This is a genomic window from Coprococcus sp. AF21-14LB (assembly GCF_003458885.1).
Classification (GTDB): domain Bacteria; phylum Bacillota; class Clostridia; order Lachnospirales; family Lachnospiraceae; genus UBA9414.
In genome coordinates this window covers 1-23,909 of record NZ_QRVX01000037.1, presented here as the reverse complement: position 1 = coordinate 23,909, position 23,909 = coordinate 1, and the positions used below count along the sequence as shown (strand labels likewise).

The following is a 23,909-nucleotide window of genomic DNA, read 5'->3' as shown; positions in this document are numbered from 1 at the left end:
CAATTGGCTAACAAGCCAGAAAAATCTAAATCCTCCATTACTTTTTTCAGGGTATAGACTGGATCGTCGTCAGGTAAACACAATTCGAAGAAACTGAAGTTAATTTTTTGTTGCCCTAATTCAAAAAAATCGTTATAATAATCTTTGGTTATCATAGTTCCATTATAACATGGAACGGAGTGAAAGATGGTTGTCGTTAGCCATCTTTTTCTCTTTTTACGAAAAAGTTTCAGGGCAGATTTGACTCATGTGAGTCAAATCTGCCCCTGTTTGGAACTATCTATTTCCCGACAGCCCGTTCACTCCAATATTGTCACTGATTATGCATTTTCTCCTGTCTGTTTCTCCGTGTATTCTTCCTTTTTTTTCTTTTTTTACTTTTGGGAATACAAGTGTTACTTTAAAGAGATCTCCATCCAGATAGATCCGGAAATCTCCACCCATTTTCTGGGTAAGATTTTTGGCGATAGAAAGCCCCAGTCCGCTTCCTTCTGTACTCCTTGAAATATCTCCCCGGATAAAACGCTCGGTCAATTCATCTGCCGAAATATTCAATGCCTGTTCAGAAATATTTTTTAAGGAAAATGCAACTTCATTTTCATTCTCTTCCAAATCTGCGTAAATTCTTGTATGTTCCATCGCATATTTCGCAGCATTGTTATAAATATTCGCAAGCACACGCCACATTCTTCTTCCGTCCGCATGAATGACAACCGGACGCTCCGGAAGGTTAGAGATTAATTTCAGATCCCTTGCTTCAAATTTCTCTGAAAATTCTCCTGCTGTCTGCAGAATGATTTCCACAAAATTCAGATCCATCATCTCAAGTTTAATATTTCCCGAACTAATCTTCGATGCTTCAACAACATCCTCCGTCAGAATCTTCAGCCGCTGTGCTTTTGCTTCCAACACTTCAATATAGCCTTTGATCTTCGGATCTTCGATATTTTCCCGTTTCAGAAGATCTACATAATTAATAATTGATGTGAGCGGTGTCTTGATATCATGGGAAACATTCGTAATCAAATCTGTTTTCAGGCGCTCGCTCTTCAGACTTTCCTCAACTGCATTTTGGAGCCCTTCTCCAATGGCATTAATACTCTCTGCCATCTCTTTATTGTCGCCTTTTAATCCCTCTGTCGGAATCTTATATTCCACATGCCCTGCTGTGATCTCCTTAATTCCATCCATGACTTTCTGCTTATCAATCGCATACTTCACTAAAACGATAAACAAAATTGCATCTACCACAACGGAACAGAATGCAAAGAATGCAGAGATTCCTCCAAAAAGATGAAGCAGTGTCAGACCGATAAAAATCAGAATTACCTTCGTCATCAGGTTCTTATGTCTCCAAAATTCCCGGAATCCTTTGACTGTAATGCGGAACAGCTTTACAGTAACTCTTATGCACCATTTTCCAATCTTCCAAATACCAAATCCATTAAAAAATGTACCTGCTTTCAGCTTTCTGACAGAACTTAAATAACCATAGAAAAAGCAGACTGCTCCGCCAAGCGTCATCAACACGATTAGACTTACTTCCGCAGCGCCTATCGATGGAGATGGAACAAATTCCTGTGCAGTAAAACTAGTATTATCTATGATCCATCTGCCATAATTGTTGTACCATTCTCCATAGGAGACAGAAACTCCTCCTACCATCATAAAAATTCCACCAAGGAGTACTCCTACCGGAATTTCTGTAAAAAGCCGGTCTACAATATTTGTTTTCACACCGTCCTGTGTATTGCTTCGTCCGGATACTGCTGTCAGCCAGATTATGCTGATTAAAAATACGACCACACCGCCCCAGGCAAGCAAAATCAGATTGTGAAGATGCGGCTGAACCTTATCATAAGTTCCATCAATAAACTGGAAACGGTCTGTAACCGGATAATCCAAATCTACCGCTGCGACAATATGAATTTTTTCTGTCCCTACCGTTCCTTCAATATGGTCACACAGAGACTGCCACTCCGAAGCTTTCCAACCGGCAATCTGCTGCACTTCCACTTCACCTTCTGCAGGCCTCATATTAATATATGCATTTTCTCGTCCGGCACTGTTCTTCATCAAGTCTTTATAATTCTTACTGGCTGTCTCATAATTTTCATATTTAGAATCGTTTGTATAAACTTTTTTATTTTCTTCATCAAGAAGGATAAATGTCAGATTTGTCTTGCCCTCGGACCAGAGTTCCTGGTATTCCTTATATCGATCAATTCTGTCCCGAAGACTGGATCTTGCATGCCCAAACATGTTTTCCATTTCCTGAAGACGCCCATTCCAGTAAGCATTTTCATTCACTAATTTCAGAACATCCTTACCTTCTGCTGTTTTCGTTTCGAGCATCATATTGATCATTGAAGAAACCGGCATTCTCCAACAATCCGTATAGATCAGCGTTCCTTCCTTATTGCAGATTCCGAAATATTCATTATACTCATAACCATTATAGCGGTCTTCCAACATATACAGGAAGTCATCCACATCATATCCTGATTCTGACTCAGAATCTGTCTGATCCGCTAATTCGGCAAATACAAGTTCCCCAGAAAGCAATTTCCCCTGAATACTTCCCCACTCTTCATAAGCGTAACTTCCATCAGTCTTTTGACAAACAACAATTTCTCTGTTTTCTTCGCTGTCGTCTTCTGCATTAATAAGATCGGAAAGTTTATATACAAACCCATTTCCTTCCCCTTCTTTCGCAGAAACCTCTCCGCTGTTGTAGTATTTTTCAAGATCGATCAACATTTCTTCATTCAGTTTGCCGTCTTTTTCTATACCGTTCAAACTAAAAAGATTCCATGACATCTCGTACAAAGCATTGTTCATGTTCTTGCCAAACTGTTTCGTCTGTGCATAGTCTTCCGGTATTTTGGCAGTCGGATTAACATAGTTCACTCCGGCACAAAGAATTACCCAGGTAAATCCCATTAGAGACGCTACAACTGCTATATGTGCCAATACGACAAGCACACCTTTTATAAATGGTGCGCGATACCATTTTTTCTCCATAAAAGCTCCCTTCTAAAGCTTTTCTATCTTATATCCAACTCCCCATACCACTTTCAAATATCTTGGTTCCTTTGGATTAATTTCAATCTTTTCACGGATATGACGGATGTGTACTGCCACCGTATTATCTGCACCAATTGCATCTTCATTCCATATCTGCTCATAGATTTGATTGATAGAAAAAACTTTCCCCTGATTTTTTACCAATAATAACAAAATATTATATTCGATCGGAGTCAGTTTCACTGGTTCTCCATCCACTGTCACTTCTTTCAGATCGTCATTGATACGAAGTCCACCCACTTCATACACTGCCTGCGATTCATTCTGTACAGTACTTCCAAGCTGTGTATATCTTCTGAGCTGTGATTTTACGCGCGCTACAAGCTCAAGCGGGTTAAAAGGCTTCGTCACATAATCATCGGCTCCAATATTCAGACCGAGAATCTTGTCTGCATCTTCTGATTTTGCTGAAAGAATAATAATAGGGAGGCTGTGATCTTCCCGGATCTTGAGCGTAGCCCGGATTCCGTCAAGCCGCGGCATCATAACGTCTATGATCAGCAGATCCACCTGATTATCCCGAATCATGCGAAGTACCTGTTCGCCGTCATAGGCTTTCAGAATATGATATCCCTCCTGTGTCAAATATATTTCGATTGCTTCAACGATTTCTTTGTCATCGTCACATACTAAAATATTAAACATAAATAATCACCTCCCTTACAGTATACAAGATTACCAAAGAATTTTTAAGGGGAAGTTGCAGAAATTATTAAGATTGATTTAAGATTCGATAGAATGTGTTTTCACTTAATTTTTGTAGGACAGTTGTCTTTATCTTTGTATTTCTTAAGTCTTTGTTAATAAATTTTCGTTTTCTTTTAGAAACTCAACATACTTTAGACATATTTTTAACGTATACTAAGAGTCAGATAGATGAGGAACACTCAACTATCTCCCCCCTCATAAAGTAATCACTTGGTGGAATAAACCATAACAAGTGACACTTTACTCTCATTCCTTTAGATAACTATAAAACCAACGAAACCCGTTAGCCGGAAGGTTAACGGGTTTTCGCTGTTTCTACGTCTATCGGAATTGCTTTTCGGTCAAATTTTTCTAAAGGAATATTTGTTAAGTTTTGCAACTTTTCCTACGAATTTTGTACTCTCACTTTCATAATACTTTATGGCATTTTACAAGAACATACTTATCTAAAAACATATTGCCACAAGACAGTTCCTTTGATAAAATAAGACAAGGCACTACATGAGAATGGTAGGCGGTTAGTCCTTCAACAGGGGTTGCTGAGTGCCAGTGGCACTCGTTTAGCAACGACCGAAGCGGCAGCGTAGACCTGAACCCTCTGATTACATAGAAATCCTGCTTGCGGGAAATCTGGGAAAGGAGGGCTTGACTTATGAGTGATTTTGAAATGCTCTCCATCGTACTAATGATACTTAGTATTGTTGTAACGATTTTAATTGCGTATATAAATCAATCAAAAAAGTAACCGCCCCTCAGCCAAAAGGTTGCGGTTACTCTTTTGAGTAATTAATCTATTTGGACTAACCAACTATCAGTAGTGCCTTGTTTATATCTATAAATATACCACCCATTAAGCACGTTGTAAATATACAGCTTTGTAAAATGCGTAAACATTCCAAGATGTTCTCGGTCAAATTCGGGTCAAATCCTCATAAGAACATATAAACTAACTATCAGTAGTGCCTTATTTACATCTTTATTCTGGCAAACTTAAAAAAATTAACTCATTAGTTTTTCAAATGCTTCTACAGGCATTGGCTTTCCAAAATAATATCCTTAAATCATATCACACTTCTGCTCTTTCAGAAAATCTACATATTCTCTTGTTTCTACACCCTCTGCCACAACTTCAATATTTAATTCCCGGGCAATTCGGATAATTCCTTTGCTAACGATTTTTCCCCGTTCTTTTTCCTGCTCTGCAAACATTTTTCCGTCCAGCTTAATCGTCGAAATTGGAATACTTTTTAACATATTGAGGGAAGAATATCCGCTTCCAAAATCATCCATCGAACAAGAAAATCCCATGTCTTTTAGTTTCTGTACAAAGCTTATCAACATCCCTCTTCCGTCCAACATCGTGTTTTCTGAAATTTCAAATGATAGTAAAATATCACAACTGCGCCCAACATTGCCATGCTGAACCACAAATATGGGATCAGAGATTCAATCCCATGTATCCCTGGTTGGTACTGAGCCTCGGATTTAATATAAAACCAAATAAGTCCAATGTTGATGATGATAAAACTAATAAAACATATCCGATAAATATTCTTTTTATTTTGAACATCTCTCATTTTCCGTGTCCCCTCAAATCTTATTCAATATACTGCCTATTATAACACAGAAAAACTTCCGAAAACAGTTGTAGATACAGAAACAGCGAAAACCCGTTAACCTTCCGGCTAACGGGTTTCGTTGGTTTTATAGTTATCTAAAGGAATGAGAGTAAAGTGTCACTTGTTATGGTTGGTTCCACCAAGTGATTACTTTATGAGGGGGGTGATAAATGAGTGTTTCTCATCTATCTGACTCTTAGTATACGTGAAAAATGTGTCTAAAGTATGTTAATATTCTAAAAGAAAACGAAAATTTATTAACAAAGACTTAAGAAATTACAAATCCATACAAAATATCTTTTTCCGCATCTATATGATATTCTGCTTCTACATCACTTCCCCAACTATCAATCCCTCCTACACCGCGAACAGCGCCGCAGATAGAAAGTACCGTTCTTCTTGCCGGAGGCAATTCTTCTTGATGCGTTGCATTTTCCAACTCTTCTGCCGTATACGGAAGACAGGAAAAAGCAAATGGTTTTCCACTTGACCGGAATGTAAGTCCGGTTTTTTCCACATTTGTGGAAGAGTTATCCAAAACATTTGTGCGGTATACTGTGACAGATTCTGTTTGCATATGCATTCCACAATCCTGCGGAACCAGATACGGTGTAACCGGAAGCCCTTTGACTTCGTAACTTCCCTGAACTCCTCCTGCCATTCTATCCGGGTACGTTTCTCCTGAAAGCCCTTCATACATATAACCGGATGCTTTTGTCGGCATAATAAAACGGATACCAAACACCGGAAGCTCCGGTAAACCTTTTTTTCCATGATAATGAACCTGAACAGCTATTCTTCCATCCGCTGTTACCGTATAAGATACTTCTACTGTTGTACTTGGAACTGTAATCGTCTTATAAGTAAAGATAATTTCTACAGTGTCAGCAAAAGTTGGAACGTTATAGCAGTTGTTATCCGGCGCAAGCAGCTTTTCAATCTGCTGACCGTCTATCAGAACCTTAATATCAACACATTTCTGAAAAATGTCTGCACTCATCCACATCCCTGATTTTAACGGAAATCCATTCCCGCGGTCATTATCTGTCGTTGCTCTCCAAAATGTAGGCTGCGGAATACGATACAGCCACTCTTTTCCATATTTTCTCAGCGACTCCAGACCGCCTTTCTGATACGAAAAAATATAATGAAATGCTTCTCCATGGATTCCGAGTGTCACATCTCCAAATATAATTTTCATCTTATTTGTGTAATCCATAGTAATATTTTACCTCCTGCATTGCCGGTTTCTCTACGCGATTTGCAAATATCAGTCCATTTCCTGAAAACTCATAGTCAGATGGCCGGTCGTCAAAATCTCCGCCGTAACGCAGCACTTCTTTTCCTGTTACTTCATCTTCTACATAAATCGCCTGGTCAATGTAATCCCATATAAACCCGCCCTGATATTCTTTGTATTGATCAATCAAATCGATATAAGATTTCATTCCTCCGAGCGAATTTCCCATATCATGCATATATTCACACAGAATAAACGGTTTTGACGGGTTATCTTCCAAGTATTCCCGAATTGCGTCCGGTTTGGCGTACATCCGGCTCTCCATATCTGAGATACAGTCGCGATAAACAGGATTATGAAATACGCCTTCATAATGTACAAGACGATCCGGATCTGTTTTTTTGTAAAAGGCATTCATTTCCTTCAGTACGTCTCCTGCATATGACTCATTTCCAAGTGACCAAAATAAAATAGAAACATGGTTTTTCAATACTTCAAACTGTGTCTTGGCGCGGTCTAAAACGGCATTTTTCCAGCAAGAAACACTTCCCGGCACATTCCAGGACGGCTCTATTGCATCCATTTTCTGCCAGGAACCGTGACTTTCAAGATTTGTTTCTGCCATTACATAGACTCCCGCCGCGTCACATTTATAATACCAGCTCATCCGATCCGGATAATGACAAGTCCTCACTGCATTGATATTATTATTTTTTATACACGCAATATCGAATATTTCATCTTCATCAGAAATGCATCTTCCACTTTTCGCATTCCACTCATGGCGATTTACTCCATTTAAAATCAAACGTTCTCCATTTAGTTTCATGATCCCATCTTCAAGAACGATTTTACAAAATCCAATTGGATATGGCACTACTTCGATTGGTTCTCCGTCTTCAATATATAACCGGAGTTCCAATGTATATAGATCAGGATGCCGGTGATTCCAGAGTTTCACTTCCTCCGGTATCAAAAAGCGCTGATGCATTGAGAATGCTGCCGGTACATTATAAGATAACATAACTCGTTTTCCATCCAGAAGCCGAATATTTACATACGCCTGCGCTATCATCTTCTCTGCAGCCTGCTCTTCGTTCTCCGCACAGGAAAGTTTCAGGTCAATGTCCAATGAAGCTTCTTCGTTCTCTTTTCCACTGCTTTCCGGGCAGAGCGGATGTACCCACAGATCTTCTACATGTAATTTTGGCAGTCCATATAGATTCACATCGCGAAAAATCCCAAAAAATCTAAAGAAATCCTGATCTTCCAGAAAGGCAGCTGTACTGCGTTTATGTACTTCTGCTGCAAGTACGTTTCCTTCATCTTTTATGTAAGGTGTGATATCAAATTCTGATACAGTAAAACTATCCTCCGCATATCCGACAAATTGTCCATTGACCCATACATAGATTGCCTGTTCTGCACCTTCAAAACTTAATATAATCCTTTTCCCGCGCAAAGACCGATTCAGATCAAACGTACGCACATAAGATCCGACAGGATTGTAAGACGCTTCGCTGAACATTCCTTCCCCTGTCTCGCCGCATGTTCCTGCCGGTCTGCGGTATTCATGTCCTTCCCACGGGTACATTGTGTTAATATAGTGAATCTTATCGTATCCGGCCATTTCAATATGCTGCGGAACCTGAATCTGTCCAAACTCTGACAAGTCATATCCTTGCTCATAAAATGCGCTTGGACGTTCTTTCGCATTTACGGAATAATGAAATTTCCAGATTCCATTTAAAGACTGTCGAAGTGTTTCTTCTTTCTTCTGATATGTTTGTTCATTTTCAAAAAATCGATGATCGCTGTGTGCATCAAGTCTATTTACCCGAAATACTTCCGGTTGATCCAGCCATCTGATATCTGCCTGCATAATAATCCTCCTGAATAGTTATTCTTTTACAGCACCTGCAGTCACACCTGCAAGAATATATGTTTGGAAAAATATATAGCTGCATTATATGATACTCCACATCATACCCGAAGACAATATTTGTAAACAAAAAAATCGCTCAGCAACAAATATTCTGGGCGATTTTCTCACGGGCAATCTCTTTCGGCCCGTTAGAGGAAAGTTATGAAAAAGAAAGTTTATTTAATAATCTGCCTGTTTAGGCTTTTGTAAAGTTCTTTATCTTTTGTTCTTTACAATTAATACTATAATGAAAAAATGTGATATAACTGTGTTCACAAAGTAAAAAGATTATGAACAGATTTTTAACACAAATCATTAACGAATATCTTGATAATATTCAGCTATTTTCTCTACAGGTACCCCACATCGAAATGCCAATCTCAAAAAATGCATATGAATCATTGTTTTTAATCTTCCTAAATTTGTTTCACTAAATCTGCGATCTGACGTACAAATTGGATTCTTTGTCATTCCCATTGGTATTTTTAGTTTTCGCATTCGGAGTGAGAACATATAATCTTCCATAATGTCAATTTCCGGAAATTTTCCAACATCAAAAAACAAATCCCTCTGCATAAAAATCCCCTGATCACCAAACACTATTTTCCTTCTGCGTGCTCTAAAATTAGACATTACCTGACAACATTTCATTAATATTCCTGAATCCGGAAAAGATATCCCAAAAAATCCCGCGCGATAATGTTTCATTACTTCTTCAATCTCTTCTAAGGCATTTGGCGGAAGTTTACTGTCACAGTGGAGAAAAAAAAGCACATCTCCAGTGCTATGTTCTGCTCCATAGTTCATTTGGTTTGCTCTTCCTTTTTCTGAACATAACAGTTTGTACTCCGGACGGATCATTTCCTTTGTATGATCTCTGCTCCCGCCATCAACAAAAATAATTTCACACTCTTCTCGAATCTCATCAAGCATATTCTGCATCTGTATAATTGTACTTTCTTCATTATATATCGGTATAATCACTGATATTTTCATATCTGTTCTCCCCTATTTCCACTTATATCTGGCACGATTCACAACCGATGTAACACCAAGCGGAATCTTTTCTTCTATTCCGAGTATATGAGTAAGAACATGTTCGGCATACTGGAAACCATTTCGTCTAAAATTACTTATACAGGAAGCACAATAAGTATACAACTGTTTTTCTCCTGTAGATTGCACCAATTCTGACATTTCTGTTGCCAGTTTCTTCTCATGCATTGCTGCAGATCCCCCCAAGCCACAACACTGTATTTGAGGAAATGCATGTTTTTCTTTTCCTTTCAAAAATTTCCGAATATCATTTATAAATATATGTTCTTCTCTATCAGGGCACGGATAATAAAACGGCAAATCTCTTTCTAAAAGATTTCCTATTCCCAGTTCTTCCAATTTCCTATAAATCGATACTAAAGATAATTTTGTTTTTCCCCGCAAAAAATAATAACAGTTAGGGCAGACAACAATCAGTTCTGTGACACCCTGACTCTCTAATCGTGCATCCATTCTTGCAATCTGAGTTTCTGCCTCTTTCTCTAATCCAAGCTCGGCAACAGGTTTCTGACAGCATTCAAAAAGTACTCCCATTCCTCTTTTTTGAAATTCTTTTGTAAGAAATTGTGCTGTTTTTGGAAAAAATGCCGTGAAATTACACCCCATAAATAATACCGATGTTTGATTGGCATGGCGATAATTTGAAAACTTATACGGATATTTTTCCCAAAGGAGTCCTTTATATTCTGATTTAAGTTTTTCTATTCCATTTTTTTGTACATATTTTTGCCGATGCTCCTGTGCGATCTTTCTTCCATCAATATCCCTCGGACAAACTTCTTTACATTTTCCACATAAAAAACAATGATAAGCAAGCTCTGGTCGCTTTTCAAACTCAGAGAGATCGATATCATATTTTTCTAAAAAACTGCAGTGTTTTTTACATAAATTACAATGGATACATTCTTTCATTCAACCATTCCTCTGTAGCCGGCGCTTCCGCTTCCTTACGCTTTAATAGTATTTGCAGATATTCCAAATCTTCTTTCGTATCTATATCACGCAATTTTCTTCCGCAGTCCAACACCAGACCTTTTTCTTTTATATTTTCTATCGTATTCTCCCAAACTGTATTTGTTCCATAATATGGAATTGCGAATACATCCTCTATTTTCTTCATTCCAATCAGATAGTATCCTCCATCTGCTGTCGGATTCATAACAATATCTGCCTGATCTAATTGTAAAAATGCTTTTTCATAATCCGTTTCACTAATCTGAGGAATATCTGTACCTGTAAGAATAACTTTCTTGTAACCTTTTTCGAATACATTTCGAAAAGCATTTTCCATCTTTATTCCAAGATTTTCCCCGATTTGCGGAAAATATCCCGTTGCATTTGGGATATATTTTTTAATTTCTTCTTCCTTTTCTGCCGGAGTAAAAGATACAAACCAATCTGCTTCCATTCTCTTTTTATTTCGAAGTAAGTCTTTAAGAAACGCCTTATGAATACTGCTGCATTCCTCTCCGTTCAAAAAAGGCATTAGTCTGGTTTTCGTTTTCCCAGGTTCCGGTACTCTTGTAAATATAATAACTGCATTATTCATCTTCTTTTTCCTCTTTCAAAAATCTCTTTTTAAGATACAAACCAGCTACTGTAACTAAAATTGCCAGAATGCCGGCTATTAAAAAATACGTCTGTCGGTTTCCTTCTGCAGTAATTCCTGCAGCTCCGATTGTAAAAAAAGAAACTCCCGGAAACATAAATATAAATGTAAAAACAGTATAACGCCAAAAACCAATATCCGTTACTCCATAGGCAAAATTCTGCAAATTATATGGAAATATCGGAATCATTCTTGTAATCATTAGTATTAACATCGTGCTTTTATCGTCCTGGGTAAATAATAATTTTTTTAAGAGCTGATTCTTCTCTAACATCGGTTTCACTGCATCCTTCAAAAAAAACCTGCTTACAAGAAAAGCTAATGAAGCACCTGCTGTCGTTGCAAATAAACATGCCAAAATTCCTATCCATGGTCCAAACAACATCCCGGCAAATAAAGCAAATGTAACTCCCGGCAAAGCAAGAATGACACAACCAACAATTGTAACAACTGTGTAAAGAAAAAAATGCAAATACAAAATTATTATCTACAATCTCTTTTATCTCCGAAAGATTTTTCATATTTCCCAGATAATCAGACCAGTGAAAATAATGATTACATAAAAACACAACTGCAATCAGTATCACGAAGATTATAACTTTTATACTACTCTTTCGTTTCATTTCTTATTTTTCAACTTTCTTCTGATGTTCTACATATAACTGACGAAGTAATACGATCAGTGCTGACACTCCAAATAATATGAAAAGACCTGTTACAAAAAGTTTTGCACCGCCCGTCAGCATACCACCTACATAAGAATAGACAATCGTTGCCGGAAGCTGTCCCAAACCTGTTGCCAAAAGGAATCCTCCAAAAGACATAGAAGTTAATCCTGCTGCATAACTCACAATATCAAATGAAATAAACGGAAGTAATCGCGCAATCAGAATACTTAATTTTCCATGTTTTTCAAAAAACACATCGATCTGCTGTAATCCTGCTTTACTCGTAAGACGTTCCACTACATCTCGACCAAGAATTCTTGCAATCCAAAAACAAAGTGCTGCTCCCGCCATCGCACTTGACCAGGAAAGTATCGCACCTTTCCACCAGCCAAATAAATTTGCATTGGCAAAAGTAATCAAAAATGCAGGCAGAGGCGCCGCAACTGACTGCAGAATCATTAAGGCAAAAGAAACAAGTGCCGCATATGCTCCATAGGATTCTACAAATTCACGTACAACTGCAAAATCACCTGTTGCAAACATTTTAAAAATCCGATCAATCATTGCTTTGACGTCTGGAATTACAAAATAACTCCCTATCGCTCCCACAATCAAAACGATGACTACTATTTTTTTCCAAATTTTTTTCTTCTGTTTCATAACTACCTCCATACTGGATAATACCGCTCTTCAATCAAACTTAGAAATCTATCAGACAGATACTCATCTAATTTTTTTCTTGTAAATTCGTTTTGAATCAGTCGTCCTTGTTTCTGATACTCTACCATGCCATAGCACACCAGGTCAATCCTCTGAGACATGTAATCGGAATAAATATATCAACCCGCTCTTTCAAGTTTCCAAGTACAATCCGGTCATCCACTGCCTTTTCATATTTTTCAATAAATTCTGTAATTTTCTCTTCCGGCAAAATCACATCCGTTTTCCAAAACGTTGTTGTTGGTGCAAGAAAATGTCCCAGATCCTGGGCTGGATCTCCTAAAAGCGGTTTCTCCCAATCCACAAGATAGTTTGGTTTTCCTTTTCCGTTAATCAAAAAGTTACCCGAATTCAGTTCGGTGTTAATACAACAGCGAGGATAGGTCATCTTCGCTGCTTTATTTACTTTTTCCTGTCCCTCTTCAAGCATTCTTTTTAATCTTATTTTTTTTCCTTCATCTGCTGTATCACATTCATAATAGATTTTTACCATTTCATTACATTCGTCTAAAATTGCCTGAAGTGGATTAGATGGCTCCAAAAGTATTGTATCTGCTGAAATTTCTGTACTGTGAATATCTGCGAGACATTCTGCTGCCAAGTCCAAATCCGTATCGTAATCTAACGCACGTCCCTCCAGATATTCCATTGCAAGAACTCCATACTTGATGTTCTTTTTACTTCCGTCCCTCCAAAATACTTTTGGCGTTCGTCCACTATTTTCCAAATTTTTCAGAGCGCTGTATTCATATTCAATCTGATTTTCCAAATGCATCTGACTTCCTGTATTGATTCGCAAAACAAAAGATTTTCCGGTATTTGGATGTTTGCACAAATAGTTTATATTATACTCTCCTTGTGCCAGCAGCTGACATGCTATCTCCTTTTCTCCCGATATCTGAAGTGCTTTTCGGAATTCTGTTCCAGTCATATACATTTTTAATTCATGTATGATTTCTCCCATTACTGATTACTTCCTTCTTATTGTATTCATAACAAATCGCAACGGCATTGTTATCTTCCAGCTTTTAGATGTCAGAATTTCTTGTAATTCTTTCTTTGACTCGTCTTGCAGTGCTTTCATTTTTCTAATCTCTGCTTCTAACAAAGCAATTTTTTTCTCGTGTTCCATAACTGTTTTTACTTCCATAGGTCCTGCATACCATGGCTTCCCATTGATCTTATACAACTCCTGAAGCTTAATCCCGAAATGTTCTTTCATTAAGTCTGCCATTCCATCTTCTCTCATTAACATTTCAGCCATTTCAAGGCCCTGAATAGTAAGCCCCGGATATTTATTTCCCATATCCAGTAAGAAAAACATTTTCTCAAGTCGAATTTCATTATGTGTCTGTGAATCCGGATTTCTAAAATGGTCATGAAATCCTCTTAAAAATACATCATCCTTCATTTCTTCAATCATTTGTCTTTGCAAAATAGCAATCTCATGATAAACGCGCATTTGTTTTTCTTCCGTCACTCCACTAATCTGTCCCTTTGCACTCCACCACCGATAGCCGACTAATTGTTCCTGAAAAACATAGATTTCTGTTTTCTGCAAAATGCGTATCCACAAATCCATATCTGCTACCTGTGCAAACAGTAAATTATATCCTCCAATTTCATCCAGAATAGATTTCCTCACTATTGCTGATGGATGAGATAACTGATTACCATTTTCAAATAATTCACGCAGCCACTTATCCCTGGTACGATTTTCCTTTTGAAATAATGAAACCATTTCCGTATACTGTTCATCATTTCTAACTCCGTTGGCATCAATTAAGAAGACATGTGAAAATGCAGCACCGCACTCTGGATGCGCTTCCAAATAAGCGATCTGCTTCTCCAGCTTTGTTTTTTCCCAGATGTCATCACTTGTAGCAAATGCAATGTATTTACCTGAAGCCTCTCTGATTCCTTTGTTGGCCGCATAACAATAATAGGAATTGTCTGAAAGAACTATTTTTCTAATCCGGTGATCTTGATATTCCTCTAAAATTTTTTCTGTTCCATCAGTTGACCCATCATCAACAATAATCAGCTCCCAATTCTGGTATGTCTGTTCAAGAATACTGTCAATGGAATATCGAATACTGTTTTCTCTATTATAGGTACATAATATAATACTGACCATTTTATCCCCCGACATTTTATATTGTTTAATATAGTCGAAAAGGTTCCTATTGGAACCTTTTCATCTTATTCAACTTCGCCCACAACTGCCCATCTCCAAAATGATTGGTCATAGTTGTAAGAATTTTCAAATCCACACATTTCTAATACAAGCTGCATATATGCTGAGCGAATTCCTCCGGTACAATATGCTACAATGGAATCTTCCTTTGAAAATCCCGCATCTTCAAACATCTTTACTAATTCCTGATTTGGTTTTAATGTGCCGTCTTCCTGAAACAAGTCAGTATATCTTACATGAACCGCCCCCGGAAGATGTCCGCCTTGTGCTTCTTCATACAAAATTGCTCCATTGTATTCTTCATCCGTACGCACATCCATAATTTTATATTTTTCATAGTTCTTCTGCAATTCTTCTGTTGTCATAACGTGTGAATAGTCAATCTTGTCAATCTTGACTTCTGCCGGTTCCGGTTTCGATGCAAGAAATTGTGTCGGAGCCCCTGCATCTTTCAATGCCTTATATCCACCGTCTACTATTTTCACATCTGTATACCCTGCTGCCAGGAGTTCCCATACAAGTCTCGCATCATCTCCCCAACCATCTGAAGTTAATCCCAGTACAATAATTTCTTTATCTTTCGTTGCTCCCAGGCTGCTGAGCTCTTCTGCCAACTGTTCCGGTTCCAAAATCATTCCCCATTTTTCATCTCCGGCTTTTCCTTCCTGATTAGACCAGTCCTGCCATACTGTAGCTACTGCTCCTTCTACTGTTCCAAGAATTGCCTGTTTCTCTCCTCGCCCGTCAATAAACAGTGTATCTTCTGCTCCAACACGACCTTTTGCATATTCAGCGCTGACTACCCATTTCCCATGAAACTTTCCATCATCCGGCACTTCCTGCTCCTGTACTTTCTCACTTTCTTCCTTTGCATCTGTATCATCTTCGTTCGGTTCTGCTTCCGAGGTATCTGCTTCTATTTTTTGACGTTCTACTCGCTCTACTGATTTTTTTGAACATCCACTCAAAAGAGATACACTAAGAACTGCTGCTAAACCTATTGTCACTACTTTCTTCCATTTCATAGCATTTCCCTCTTAAATTATAATATCTCATCAAGATACTCAATCACTTCTTTGACAAGTGCCGGACAAAATGACATCATGCGTCCACTTTCTAATGCCTGTTGAAATCCTTCCGGTGTAGACACATCATATCCTAGCAGTTCTTTACAATTACATGTTGTTCTCTTTTCAAAAAATTTCTTCTTGAATTCTGCACTTTTTTCCATCATTACATCTTTTTGTGCCAAAAGATGCTCCGGATTATAATGTCCATATTTTAATCCAATTACAATCAATGCGCCTACAAAAGCTCCGCATGTATCAGCCTGCATCATTCCTCCGCCGAAACATGCTGACATTCTATTGGCAAGTTCCTCTGTAACTCCTAATTGTTCTGCAAAATGTGCAGTAACAACCTGAGAGCAATCATATCCTTTCATAAATTGTTCCTGAATTACTTTTTCTTCCATAGCTATATTCTCCTTATCTATTCTGTTGCCCCGCCGCAGCTGGAACCCTGACCTGCAGTACAACCATAACAGTGTTTGCCAAAACATATTTTTCGTTTTGTATATGGTTTCCCTACAAGATCCAGAATAGTTTCTTTTGATTCAATTGGAGCTCTGCTGCCTGATTAAAATCACAATCATATAATTGACCATCCCATGATACCGAAAGCTGATTTCGACACATCATCGTCGGAAGTGTTGCGGCATTAAATGCCCCATATAATTTCTCCATATAGCTTTCTAAATTTCCAGAGCGTTTTAAAAATCCTGCAAATCTACCTGTAGGGTTATTTGTAATTGTAAACAAATTATTGAACACAATACCAAAATCTGCCATTAAACGCTGCTTGTATTCTTTTTCCATTGCCCCCTGCTCCGGTGGGAAAAATGCTCCGTTTGGATTATAAACAAGATTTAATACCAGTTCTGGATTTTTCCCATAACCCAGTGTATTTAATTTTTGAAGCATTGTGATGACGCCATCAAAAACACCCTCTCCACGTTGTCTGTCCGTTTCTTTTGAACGATAGTACGGAAGTGATGCTACAATTTCAATGTTTCTATCGGCAAAAAACTGTGGAAGATGTGCATATTTCTCTTCTAACAAAATTACCAAGTTGGAACGAACAATAATGTGATCGCAGATTTTAGACATTTCATCTACAAACCATTCAAAGTTCGGATTCATTTCCGGTGCACCACCGGTAATATCTACTGTCTTAAATCCCCATTGTTTACACACTGCAATACATGCTTCCATTACTTCTTTAGACATTACTTCCGTTCTCGCCGGTCCTGCCTCCACATGGCAATGTTTACATGCAAGATTACAAAGCTTCCCTACATTAATCTGTAATACCTCTAATTGTTCCTGTGTATACTTTACACTTTCTTCTTTTATGCAACTTTCAAAATCCGGTACGCTTGTTGTTTCTGCTAATCTTAAATTCTCACTCATTTCTAAAACTCCAATTTCTTTACAATATTTTTCATCTGCACACCATGCACAAGTGCTGCTCCACCGCGTATTGCACATGCAACATGGATCGCTTCTGTCATTTCTTCTTCATTTACACCTTTATTCAAGCAATCATTCGTATAGGAATCAATACAATACGGACATTGTACTGCTGAAGCCACAGCTAATGCGATTAAAGATTTTTCTCTTGCCGTCAGCGCTCCTTCCGCAAATACAGAGCCATAGTAATTCATAAATGTCTCCCACAATTGCGGTGCTTCCTCTCCCATCGTCGAAAATTTTGCCAAATCCTCTGGATTGTAATAAGTATTCATGTTTCTCCTCCTTGTTTTTAATTATTTAATAAAGAATTTTTTAAATCAAAAAATTCTTTTGTTGTTCTAATTTCATCATTTTTTTCTTTCCAGGGTACTTGAATTTTTTTATGTACTCCTGCCGGGCACTCTTGCATCACATAGATTGTATCTGCCAATATCAAAGCTTCTTCTACATCATGAGTTACAAGAAAAATTGTCTGCTCAAGTTCTTTCCAAAGCTGTAATGTTAATTTCTGCATTTGACTTTTTAGTTTGGGATCCAGCGCTGAAAATGGTTCATCCATTAACAAAACTTCCGGATGAAGCACAAGTGTTCTCGCCAATGCCGCCCTCTGCTGCATTCCTCCCGACAATTCTCTCGGATATAACCCTGCATATTCATTTAACTGAACAAGTTTCAAATATTTTTCAATCTGTTTTCTTCGTTCTGTTTTTTTTATACCGTGACGTTTTAATCCATAAGCAATATTTTCCTCTACGGTAAGCCACGGAAACAGTGCCGGAGTCTGGAATACCACTCCCATATTTTTATTTTCCGGAACATTTCCTGATTCATATCCTTCAAAACCGGCCAAAATCGCAAGCAATGTACTTTTTCCACATCCACTCGGCCCAAGTACAGCTGTAATTTTCCCTTTCTCAATTTCCATATTCAAATCTTCGAATATTTGCATTTGACCATTCTTAGAACTTTGAAAGGATTTTTTCAAATGTTCTATTTTATAAGAATTATCTGGCATCCAATGTACCCTCCATCAAACCTCGAAAACATATGCGACAGATTCCATTCAATATCCAGTCACATAGTTTACCGGCAATTGCAATGACAACCATACATGCAATGACAATATCTACATGTCCTAACATTCTTCCATCCATCATAATCGCTCCAATTCCTTTCGTAACTCCGGTCATTTCACCTAAAACAAGATATGCCCATGAGATTCCAAGCGCCAACCGCAAACCTACAAGAATATCTCCGAAAGACATTGGAAGAATTATTGTAAAAAATAATGTAAACCTGTTGGCCCCAAGCATTTTTCCGGCTCGAAGATAAATTTCCGGCACTTTAGCTGCCCCCTCCTGCGTATTTAAGTACACAGGAAAAAAAGCTGCCAACGCAATTAAAAATAAAGTGTTTTCTTCTCCAACGCCAAACCACACCATACCAAGTGGTAAATATCCAATTCCAGGTACTGATCTGAGCGCCTGCACTGTTGGATCGGTAAATTTTTTTAAGAAAGAAATCCTTCCCGTTAAAAATCCAAGTGTAATTCCGAGCACTCCTGCCAGAAAAAATCCTTTTCCGACTCGAACTGCACTAATAATCAGATTTTCTGTCATCTTTCCGCTATATGGAGAAGCGTCAATCCCTCCGACAATAAAATCCCAAAATACAATTGCAAACTCTTTTGGCGATGGCAGAACATAGTTCGGTGCAGCACTTCGCTCTGTTGCCATAAACCAAATAAACAAGATAATTACCGGAAGCAATAACCCCAGTAGATTGTCTTTGAATTTTCCCGTTGTTTTTTTCATCTCGTTTCCCTTTAATTGCTATTCTGCATTCTCTAAAAATGTCAGATCAAACAATGCTTCAATATCCGGCACTTCAGCAATAATCCCGAGTTCTTTCATTTTTTCTGCAAGGTTTCTCGTATGCTCAATAAATTCCTCGTCAATTTCTCCGCACAGTTCAATATTCTCTGCGGAAACTTCCATAATTTCTTTATCTGTTCCAAATTCATAAGATTTTTCAAACCATTTTTCCTGATTTTGGGTCAGATTATCTGCTGCTTTCAAATGAGCATTTACAAGATCCTGTATCACTTCCGGTTTCTCTTTAATTGTATCTTCTGTAACAATCATTGCGGCATTAATTGTTGAAATGCTGTCATCAAAATACGGATAACTAAGAACACGTCCATAACCTTTCACAACAGCTTCTGACGGATACGGTTCTCCACTACAGAAAGCATCAATTTTTCCATCTGCGAGTGCCTGTCCCATATCAAAAAAATCAATTCTGATAAGTTCTACGTCTTTTTCCGGATCCAGCCCTGCTCTGTTCAGTACATCGAGCAATAATGCATGGTGCATAGTACCAGGTACATATGCTATCGTTTTTCCTTTCAGATCTGCTTCTGTCTGAATATCAGAATTTTTCCCAACAGTCAGCGCAGAACATTTATTACATAAACTGCACACAATCTTAATTGGCTCATCATTTGCCGCAGCTGAAATCGCAGTTACAAGTGTCGTCCCTGTCATATCCAATTCTCCCGCCAGAAGTGCCGCTTTTTGATCTCCGGGATTTGTAAATGGCGCTACTTCAATCTCATAGCTGTCATCTAAAAATTCATCATAAAAATATGGTAAAATTGTCTGTGCAGTCTTCCATGTTCCTACTTTTACCTGTGTAGTTTCTTCTGCTTTTTTCTGACATCCAGTCAATGTTACGGAACCAATCAGAAGTACTGCTGCGCAAGCTTTTATCAATCCTTTTTTCATTTTCTTTTCCCCCTTTTCTACCCCTCTATTAGATATCCATATTTCTGAAGCCAATATTTCGCCTCATCTACATGAAGCCCTTCCCAGTATCCTTCTGAAAAATCTGCATCTCTCGGGATTGCTCCAGTCTCTAATGTAATTACATTAGCGCCGTACTGCACAGCCAGCTCACTTGCCGGGTGTGTACAAATATCAGCTGCATTTCCCTGACATGCAAGCCTTAGAACAGCTGTAATCTGTGCAAGGCGTTTCTCACTGATCTGTGGGGAATCTGCAAACGGTGTCCCTTGCACCGGAACTCTTGCCATGACTCCACATACATCTGTACAATACGAAATTGTTTCCAAGCATTTCTTTGCTATTTCTTCATTTGTATGTTCTGATCCAATTGGTTCTACCCAGAAACCTAGTTTCAATCGAGAGTCTCTAATCGCTTCTAATGTATTTATCCGATCTGCTGTATTGAAGTCTGTATCAATACCTTCTCTCAAACGAAGACAATGATATGCCAGTTTTCCTCCACACTCATACAGATATTCTGCTATTTCATTATCCAGTTCTCCTATATTGCAACCAAGTATATAGTTCCCTGGAATTGCTTCATGAATTTTTTTCATGATTTCTCCAAGTTTTTTCGGATCATAAAACTCTGTCGTCCTTAACAAATATAGTAAAATCCATGATCTACATAGTATTTTACTTTTAGAATGATTTCTTCTAAAGTAAATTCCTTCTCTTCGTTAACAATTCCCCACTTTTCTCCAAGAGAACAGAACTTACAATTCATCTTACACGGTTTATAGTCTACTCCAATGGCTCCCCACAGATGCGCTTTCTCACCGGAGTACTTTTTTGCTACCTCTAATGCAGCCGCTCCGAGAGCTTTTGCTTCTTCAGATTCCGGATCAATCTCCAATAGTCTTATTATCTGTTCTTCTGTCAACGGCTGCCCTGAAAGTGCCTGCTGCTTTGCCGTTTCTACTCTCTCATATATCATTTTCCTTTTCTCCTACCAATTTTTTGTATCTTTTCTATTCTCTCCATTGTGCTGAATATCTGCTTCTTCAAATCGCAATCCAAGTATTTCCGGAAGAATATGACGTACATTTGTACATCCATTCCTTCGAAAATTCCCCGCACACGAAGCACAATATGTATATATACGCTTATTAGAACCCTTGGGGAGTTGGTCTGTAAATCCTCGGGCTAACTCTGGTTCTTTGGCTTTCGCACAGCCTCCCAGACCACAACACTGAATTGTTTCAATTCTTTGTACTTTCTGTGAAAAGAAATCCTGTACTAATTCCATCCACTCCCCTTTTTCACGGTCCGGGCACGCCTGGAAAATATATGCATCTTTATAATCAATCGGATTTCCAATCTTAAGTTCTTTTATTTTCTGTAAAATTGTTACAACCCTCATTGAAGAATTCTTTTTCAAATAACTGTCACAGTTCGGACATACTGTAATCACTTCTTCTATTTGATGTGACCGCATTCTTTCTATAAGCTGATCAAGACTCTTTTCTGCCTTTTTTGAAAGCCCTAAATCCATTATCGGCTTTCCGCAACATTCATACACCGTTCCAATTTGATAGTATTTCAAAAAATATTCACTTATACGCCGTGCTGTTTTCGGAAAATATGCCGGAAAATTACATCCCATAAAAATTACACTCTTCTGATTCGCATAGTGGTAATTCTTATATAAATAGTCTGCCTTTTCCTCAATCATTTTCTCAAATCCAGTCGGCACAAACTCCTGTCCGTCTATATTTACACATTCTGCACGCAATGCTTGCATAATTTCACTTCCATCAATTGCTTCCGGACAGTGTATTTTACATGTTCCACATAAAAAACAGGAATATGACAACTCCTTCAATCTCTCTATCTGCTGCAGACTAAAGTCCAAATGATACTTTTGTAAAAAAGTACAGTGTGCCGTACATTCTCCGCACTGTGTACACTTCTCCATCTCTTTTCGATAATCTATCATTAATATTTCCTCACATTTTCTCCAATATAAAGTATATCTATCCATGCAAACTTTGTCTAATTGTCATTCTCTATAGATAAACTTTTTTATAGATATAAACTATTTTTGTCTTATCACGAAAACATATATAATCCTATGTAGAGAACTTAAGCAACTTTAACGGAGGAAACTGAAAATGAAAAGAAACTTTTTAACGCTCCTTTTAGCAGGAGCTCTCGTCTTCAGCAGTTCTACTGTGTCTATGGCAGCTGATTTGACAGACTCTGAACAGGTGCCAACTGCCGCTGAAGAACTCACAGCTGAACAAGAAAATTCTGATCAGGAAGTAATTGAAGCAGAAATTGTTGAAGAGACAAATCATGAGGCTGTTGAAGCAGAATTATCTGTTAATGCAGTCTCTGAAATTCCATATCAATTCATTTCCGGCAATAATGCTATTGCTGCAATCGGTGCAGATGATGTATTACTGCTCGATGTAAGAAGCGCCGGACGCTATGCTGCTGGTCATTTGAAAGGCTCTCTTTCTCTTCCTGTATTTGACGAAAATAATAATCTTCCGGAAGAACTTTCAACACAGTTCACTGCATATGTAAACAGTAATCCAGCAGAATTCCAGAAAAAAATCTACATTCTTTGCAATAGCGGAAAACGCGGTGCTCAACGTGCCACTGAATTATTAATCAACTGTGGTTATGATAACAGCTCCATTTACACAATTGAAGGCGGTGCTGCCGGCGAGGACATTAAAGAACATTTATATCGCTATGTTACAGGTGAAGAAGCTCTGAATGCCGGTTCCGATACAATTATTCTTGATGTTCGTGCATATGACAAATACAGTGCCGGCCATCTGGCTAACGCTGTATGGTGTCCTATTTTTCCTTTAGACGATGCAACACTGGAAACACAAATGACTGTTTTTGCGAAATTTAATTTAATTCCAAGTCAAAAGCAGATTTATCTGCTGTGCAACAGCGGAAGCCGCGGTGCAGAAAAAGCTACAAAAGTATTAAAAGCAGCAGGGGTAGATCCTTCCAAAATTGCCACAATCGAAGGTGGTGCTGCCGGTGATGTTATAAAAGCTCAGTTTACAGCTGAAGTAAGCTATCAGTTCGTAACAGCGGAGGAAGCTGTAAATGCAGTCGGAAATGCAAATATTCTCCTGTTAGATGTAAGAAGTGCTGAGAAATATGCTGCTGGTCATTTAAAAGGTTCTGTGTCTGTTCCGGTATTTGATAAAGATAATAATCTTCCGGAAACATTACAGGCACAATTTACAGCATATGTAAATTCCCATAGAGCTGATTTCTTAAAACCGGTTTATATTCTTTGCAACAGCGGAAAGCGTGGTGCTCAGACAGCAACAAAATTATTAAATGAACTTGGAATTTCTTCTGTATACACAATTCAGGGCGGTGCTGCAAATGAAGTTATCCAGAAAAATTTTGTAACTGCCGATACAGAAGTAAAACCAGAAACAAAACCGGAAGTAAAGCCAGAGACAAAACCGGAAACAAAACCAGAAGTAAAACCGGAAACAAAACCTTCAACTCCTAATAAAACTACTTCCCCAAAAACAGGTGATACTGCGACAGCTGTTCCTTATATCGCTTTGCTTGGCGCTGCAGTAGTTGCAATAATTGGAAAAAATAAATTTATTAAATAAACAAAAAGTTGCTTAAGTTACTCCACTTTTCAAAAAATCGGGCTGTCGGGAAATAGATAGTTCCAAACAGGGGCAGATTTGACTCACATGAGTCAA

Annotated in this window: 23 protein-coding genes and 2 pseudogenes; 1 reads left to right on the top strand and 24 read right to left on the bottom strand. The window is 38.1% G+C overall.

The annotated features are described in order from the left end of the window. The 24 genes and pseudogenes from DWX73_RS15770 to DWX73_RS09430 all read right to left on the bottom strand — a co-directional run. Positions 1 to 155: pseudogene (locus tag DWX73_RS15770) on the bottom strand (transposase); the annotation flags it as partial. Between the two features lie 121 nt (positions 156 to 276). Beyond that, positions 277 to 3,024, bottom strand: coding sequence for a sensor histidine kinase (locus tag DWX73_RS09535; protein ID WP_118348566.1), 2,748 nt, complete (start codon positions 3,022 to 3,024; stop codon positions 277 to 279). Positions 3,025 to 3,036: 12 nt separating this feature from the next. Next, positions 3,037 to 3,732: a response regulator transcription factor gene (locus tag DWX73_RS09530; protein WP_118348565.1), complete on the bottom strand. Its 696-nt coding sequence runs from the start codon at positions 3,730 to 3,732 to the stop codon at positions 3,037 to 3,039. A 1,119-nt stretch (positions 3,733 to 4,851) separates the two neighbouring features. After that, the gene (locus tag DWX73_RS09525; protein ID WP_242996805.1) at positions 4,852 to 5,136 is read right to left on the bottom strand and encodes an EAL domain-containing protein; all 285 of its coding nucleotides are present in this window, start codon (positions 5,134 to 5,136) and stop codon (positions 4,852 to 4,854) included. Further along, positions 5,130 to 5,372, bottom strand: a complete 243-nt coding sequence (locus DWX73_RS09520) for a hypothetical protein (protein ID WP_118348563.1) — start codon at positions 5,370 to 5,372, stop codon at positions 5,130 to 5,132. The genes DWX73_RS09525 and DWX73_RS09520 overlap by 7 nt, the downstream gene beginning before the upstream one ends. Positions 5,373 to 5,682: 310 nt before the next feature. Further along, a complete protein-coding gene (locus DWX73_RS09515; RefSeq protein WP_118348562.1) occupies positions 5,683 to 6,633 on the bottom strand; it encodes a beta-galactosidase small subunit in 951 nt (316 codons plus the stop codon). Beyond that, positions 6,617 to 8,536, bottom strand: coding sequence for a glycoside hydrolase family 2 TIM barrel-domain containing protein (locus DWX73_RS09510; RefSeq protein WP_118348561.1), 1,920 nt, complete (start codon positions 8,534 to 8,536; stop codon positions 6,617 to 6,619). Before DWX73_RS09510 ends, DWX73_RS09515 begins: the two co-directional genes overlap by 17 nt. 357 nt (positions 8,537 to 8,893) lie before the next feature. Next, positions 8,894 to 9,574: a TIGR04283 family arsenosugar biosynthesis glycosyltransferase gene (locus DWX73_RS09505; RefSeq protein WP_118348560.1), complete on the bottom strand. Its 681-nt coding sequence runs from the start codon at positions 9,572 to 9,574 to the stop codon at positions 8,894 to 8,896. 12 nt (positions 9,575 to 9,586) lie between these two features. Further along, positions 9,587 to 10,546 (bottom strand): (Fe-S)-binding protein, encoded by a 960-nt coding sequence (locus DWX73_RS09500; RefSeq protein ID WP_118348559.1) that lies wholly within the window; start codon positions 10,544 to 10,546, stop codon positions 9,587 to 9,589. Continuing rightward, positions 10,524 to 11,183: a TIGR04282 family arsenosugar biosynthesis glycosyltransferase gene (locus DWX73_RS09495; RefSeq protein ID WP_118348558.1), complete on the bottom strand. Its 660-nt coding sequence runs from the start codon at positions 11,181 to 11,183 to the stop codon at positions 10,524 to 10,526. The genes DWX73_RS09500 and DWX73_RS09495 overlap by 23 nt, the downstream gene beginning before the upstream one ends. Next, entirely contained in the window at positions 11,176 to 11,721 is a 546-nt protein-coding gene (locus DWX73_RS09490) for a TVP38/TMEM64 family protein (RefSeq protein ID WP_242996803.1), read from the bottom strand. Before DWX73_RS09490 ends, DWX73_RS09495 begins: the two co-directional genes overlap by 8 nt. Positions 11,722 to 11,869: 148 nt before the next feature. Continuing rightward, a complete protein-coding gene (locus tag DWX73_RS09485; RefSeq protein ID WP_118348557.1) occupies positions 11,870 to 12,571 on the bottom strand; it encodes a TVP38/TMEM64 family protein in 702 nt (233 codons plus the stop codon). A gap of 121 nt (positions 12,572 to 12,692) precedes the next feature. After that, positions 12,693 to 13,595 carry an aminoglycoside phosphotransferase family protein gene (locus DWX73_RS09480; RefSeq protein WP_242996800.1) on the bottom strand — a complete coding sequence of 301 codons (903 nt, stop codon included), beginning with the start codon at positions 13,593 to 13,595 and terminating at the stop codon, positions 12,693 to 12,695. Positions 13,596 to 13,601: 6 nt separating this feature from the next. Beyond that, positions 13,602 to 14,768, bottom strand: a complete 1,167-nt coding sequence (locus DWX73_RS09475; RefSeq protein ID WP_118348556.1) for a glycosyltransferase — start codon at positions 14,766 to 14,768, stop codon at positions 13,602 to 13,604. A 65-nt stretch (positions 14,769 to 14,833) separates the two neighbouring features. Further along, positions 14,834 to 15,853 carry a sulfurtransferase gene (locus DWX73_RS09470; RefSeq protein WP_118348555.1) on the bottom strand — a complete coding sequence of 340 codons (1,020 nt, stop codon included), beginning with the start codon at positions 15,851 to 15,853 and terminating at the stop codon, positions 14,834 to 14,836. 17 nt (positions 15,854 to 15,870) lie between these two features. Further along, a complete protein-coding gene (locus tag DWX73_RS09465; RefSeq protein WP_118348554.1) occupies positions 15,871 to 16,302 on the bottom strand; it encodes a C-GCAxxG-C-C family protein in 432 nt (143 codons plus the stop codon). 17 nt (positions 16,303 to 16,319) lie between these two features. Further along, positions 16,320 to 17,299 (bottom strand): annotated as a pseudogene (gene arsS, locus DWX73_RS09460) (arsenosugar biosynthesis radical SAM (seleno)protein ArsS). A gap of 2 nt (positions 17,300 to 17,301) precedes the next feature. Continuing rightward, positions 17,302 to 17,634 carry an arsenosugar biosynthesis-associated peroxidase-like protein gene (locus tag DWX73_RS09455; RefSeq protein WP_118348553.1) on the bottom strand — a complete coding sequence of 111 codons (333 nt, stop codon included), beginning with the start codon at positions 17,632 to 17,634 and terminating at the stop codon, positions 17,302 to 17,304. A 17-nt stretch (positions 17,635 to 17,651) separates the two neighbouring features. Next, positions 17,652 to 18,377 (bottom strand): ABC transporter ATP-binding protein, encoded by a 726-nt coding sequence (locus DWX73_RS09450; RefSeq protein WP_118348552.1) that lies wholly within the window; start codon positions 18,375 to 18,377, stop codon positions 17,652 to 17,654. Continuing rightward, positions 18,367 to 19,176: an ABC transporter permease gene (locus DWX73_RS09445; RefSeq protein WP_118348551.1), complete on the bottom strand. Its 810-nt coding sequence runs from the start codon at positions 19,174 to 19,176 to the stop codon at positions 18,367 to 18,369. The genes DWX73_RS09450 and DWX73_RS09445 overlap by 11 nt, the downstream gene beginning before the upstream one ends. 18 nt (positions 19,177 to 19,194) lie before the next feature. Beyond that, positions 19,195 to 20,148, bottom strand: a complete 954-nt coding sequence (locus DWX73_RS09440) for an ABC transporter substrate-binding protein (RefSeq protein ID WP_118348550.1) — start codon at positions 20,146 to 20,148, stop codon at positions 19,195 to 19,197. A gap of 17 nt (positions 20,149 to 20,165) precedes the next feature. Then, positions 20,166 to 20,765 (bottom strand): hypothetical protein, encoded by a 600-nt coding sequence (locus tag DWX73_RS14085; RefSeq protein ID WP_242996799.1) that lies wholly within the window; start codon positions 20,763 to 20,765, stop codon positions 20,166 to 20,168. A gap of 41 nt (positions 20,766 to 20,806) precedes the next feature. Further along, positions 20,807 to 21,145 carry a hypothetical protein gene (locus DWX73_RS14080; RefSeq protein WP_242996797.1) on the bottom strand — a complete coding sequence of 113 codons (339 nt, stop codon included), beginning with the start codon at positions 21,143 to 21,145 and terminating at the stop codon, positions 20,807 to 20,809. 12 nt (positions 21,146 to 21,157) lie between these two features. Next, positions 21,158 to 22,147 carry a (Fe-S)-binding protein gene (locus DWX73_RS09430; protein WP_118348549.1) on the bottom strand — a complete coding sequence of 330 codons (990 nt, stop codon included), beginning with the start codon at positions 22,145 to 22,147 and terminating at the stop codon, positions 21,158 to 21,160. Between the two features lie 175 nt (positions 22,148 to 22,322). Between DWX73_RS09430 and DWX73_RS09425 the strand changes: the two genes are divergently transcribed. Continuing rightward, complete coding sequence (locus DWX73_RS09425) at positions 22,323 to 23,813, top strand: rhodanese-like domain-containing protein (RefSeq protein WP_118348548.1); 1,491 nt, start codon at positions 22,323 to 22,325, stop codon at positions 23,811 to 23,813. Positions 23,814 to 23,909: the final 96 nt, after the last annotated feature.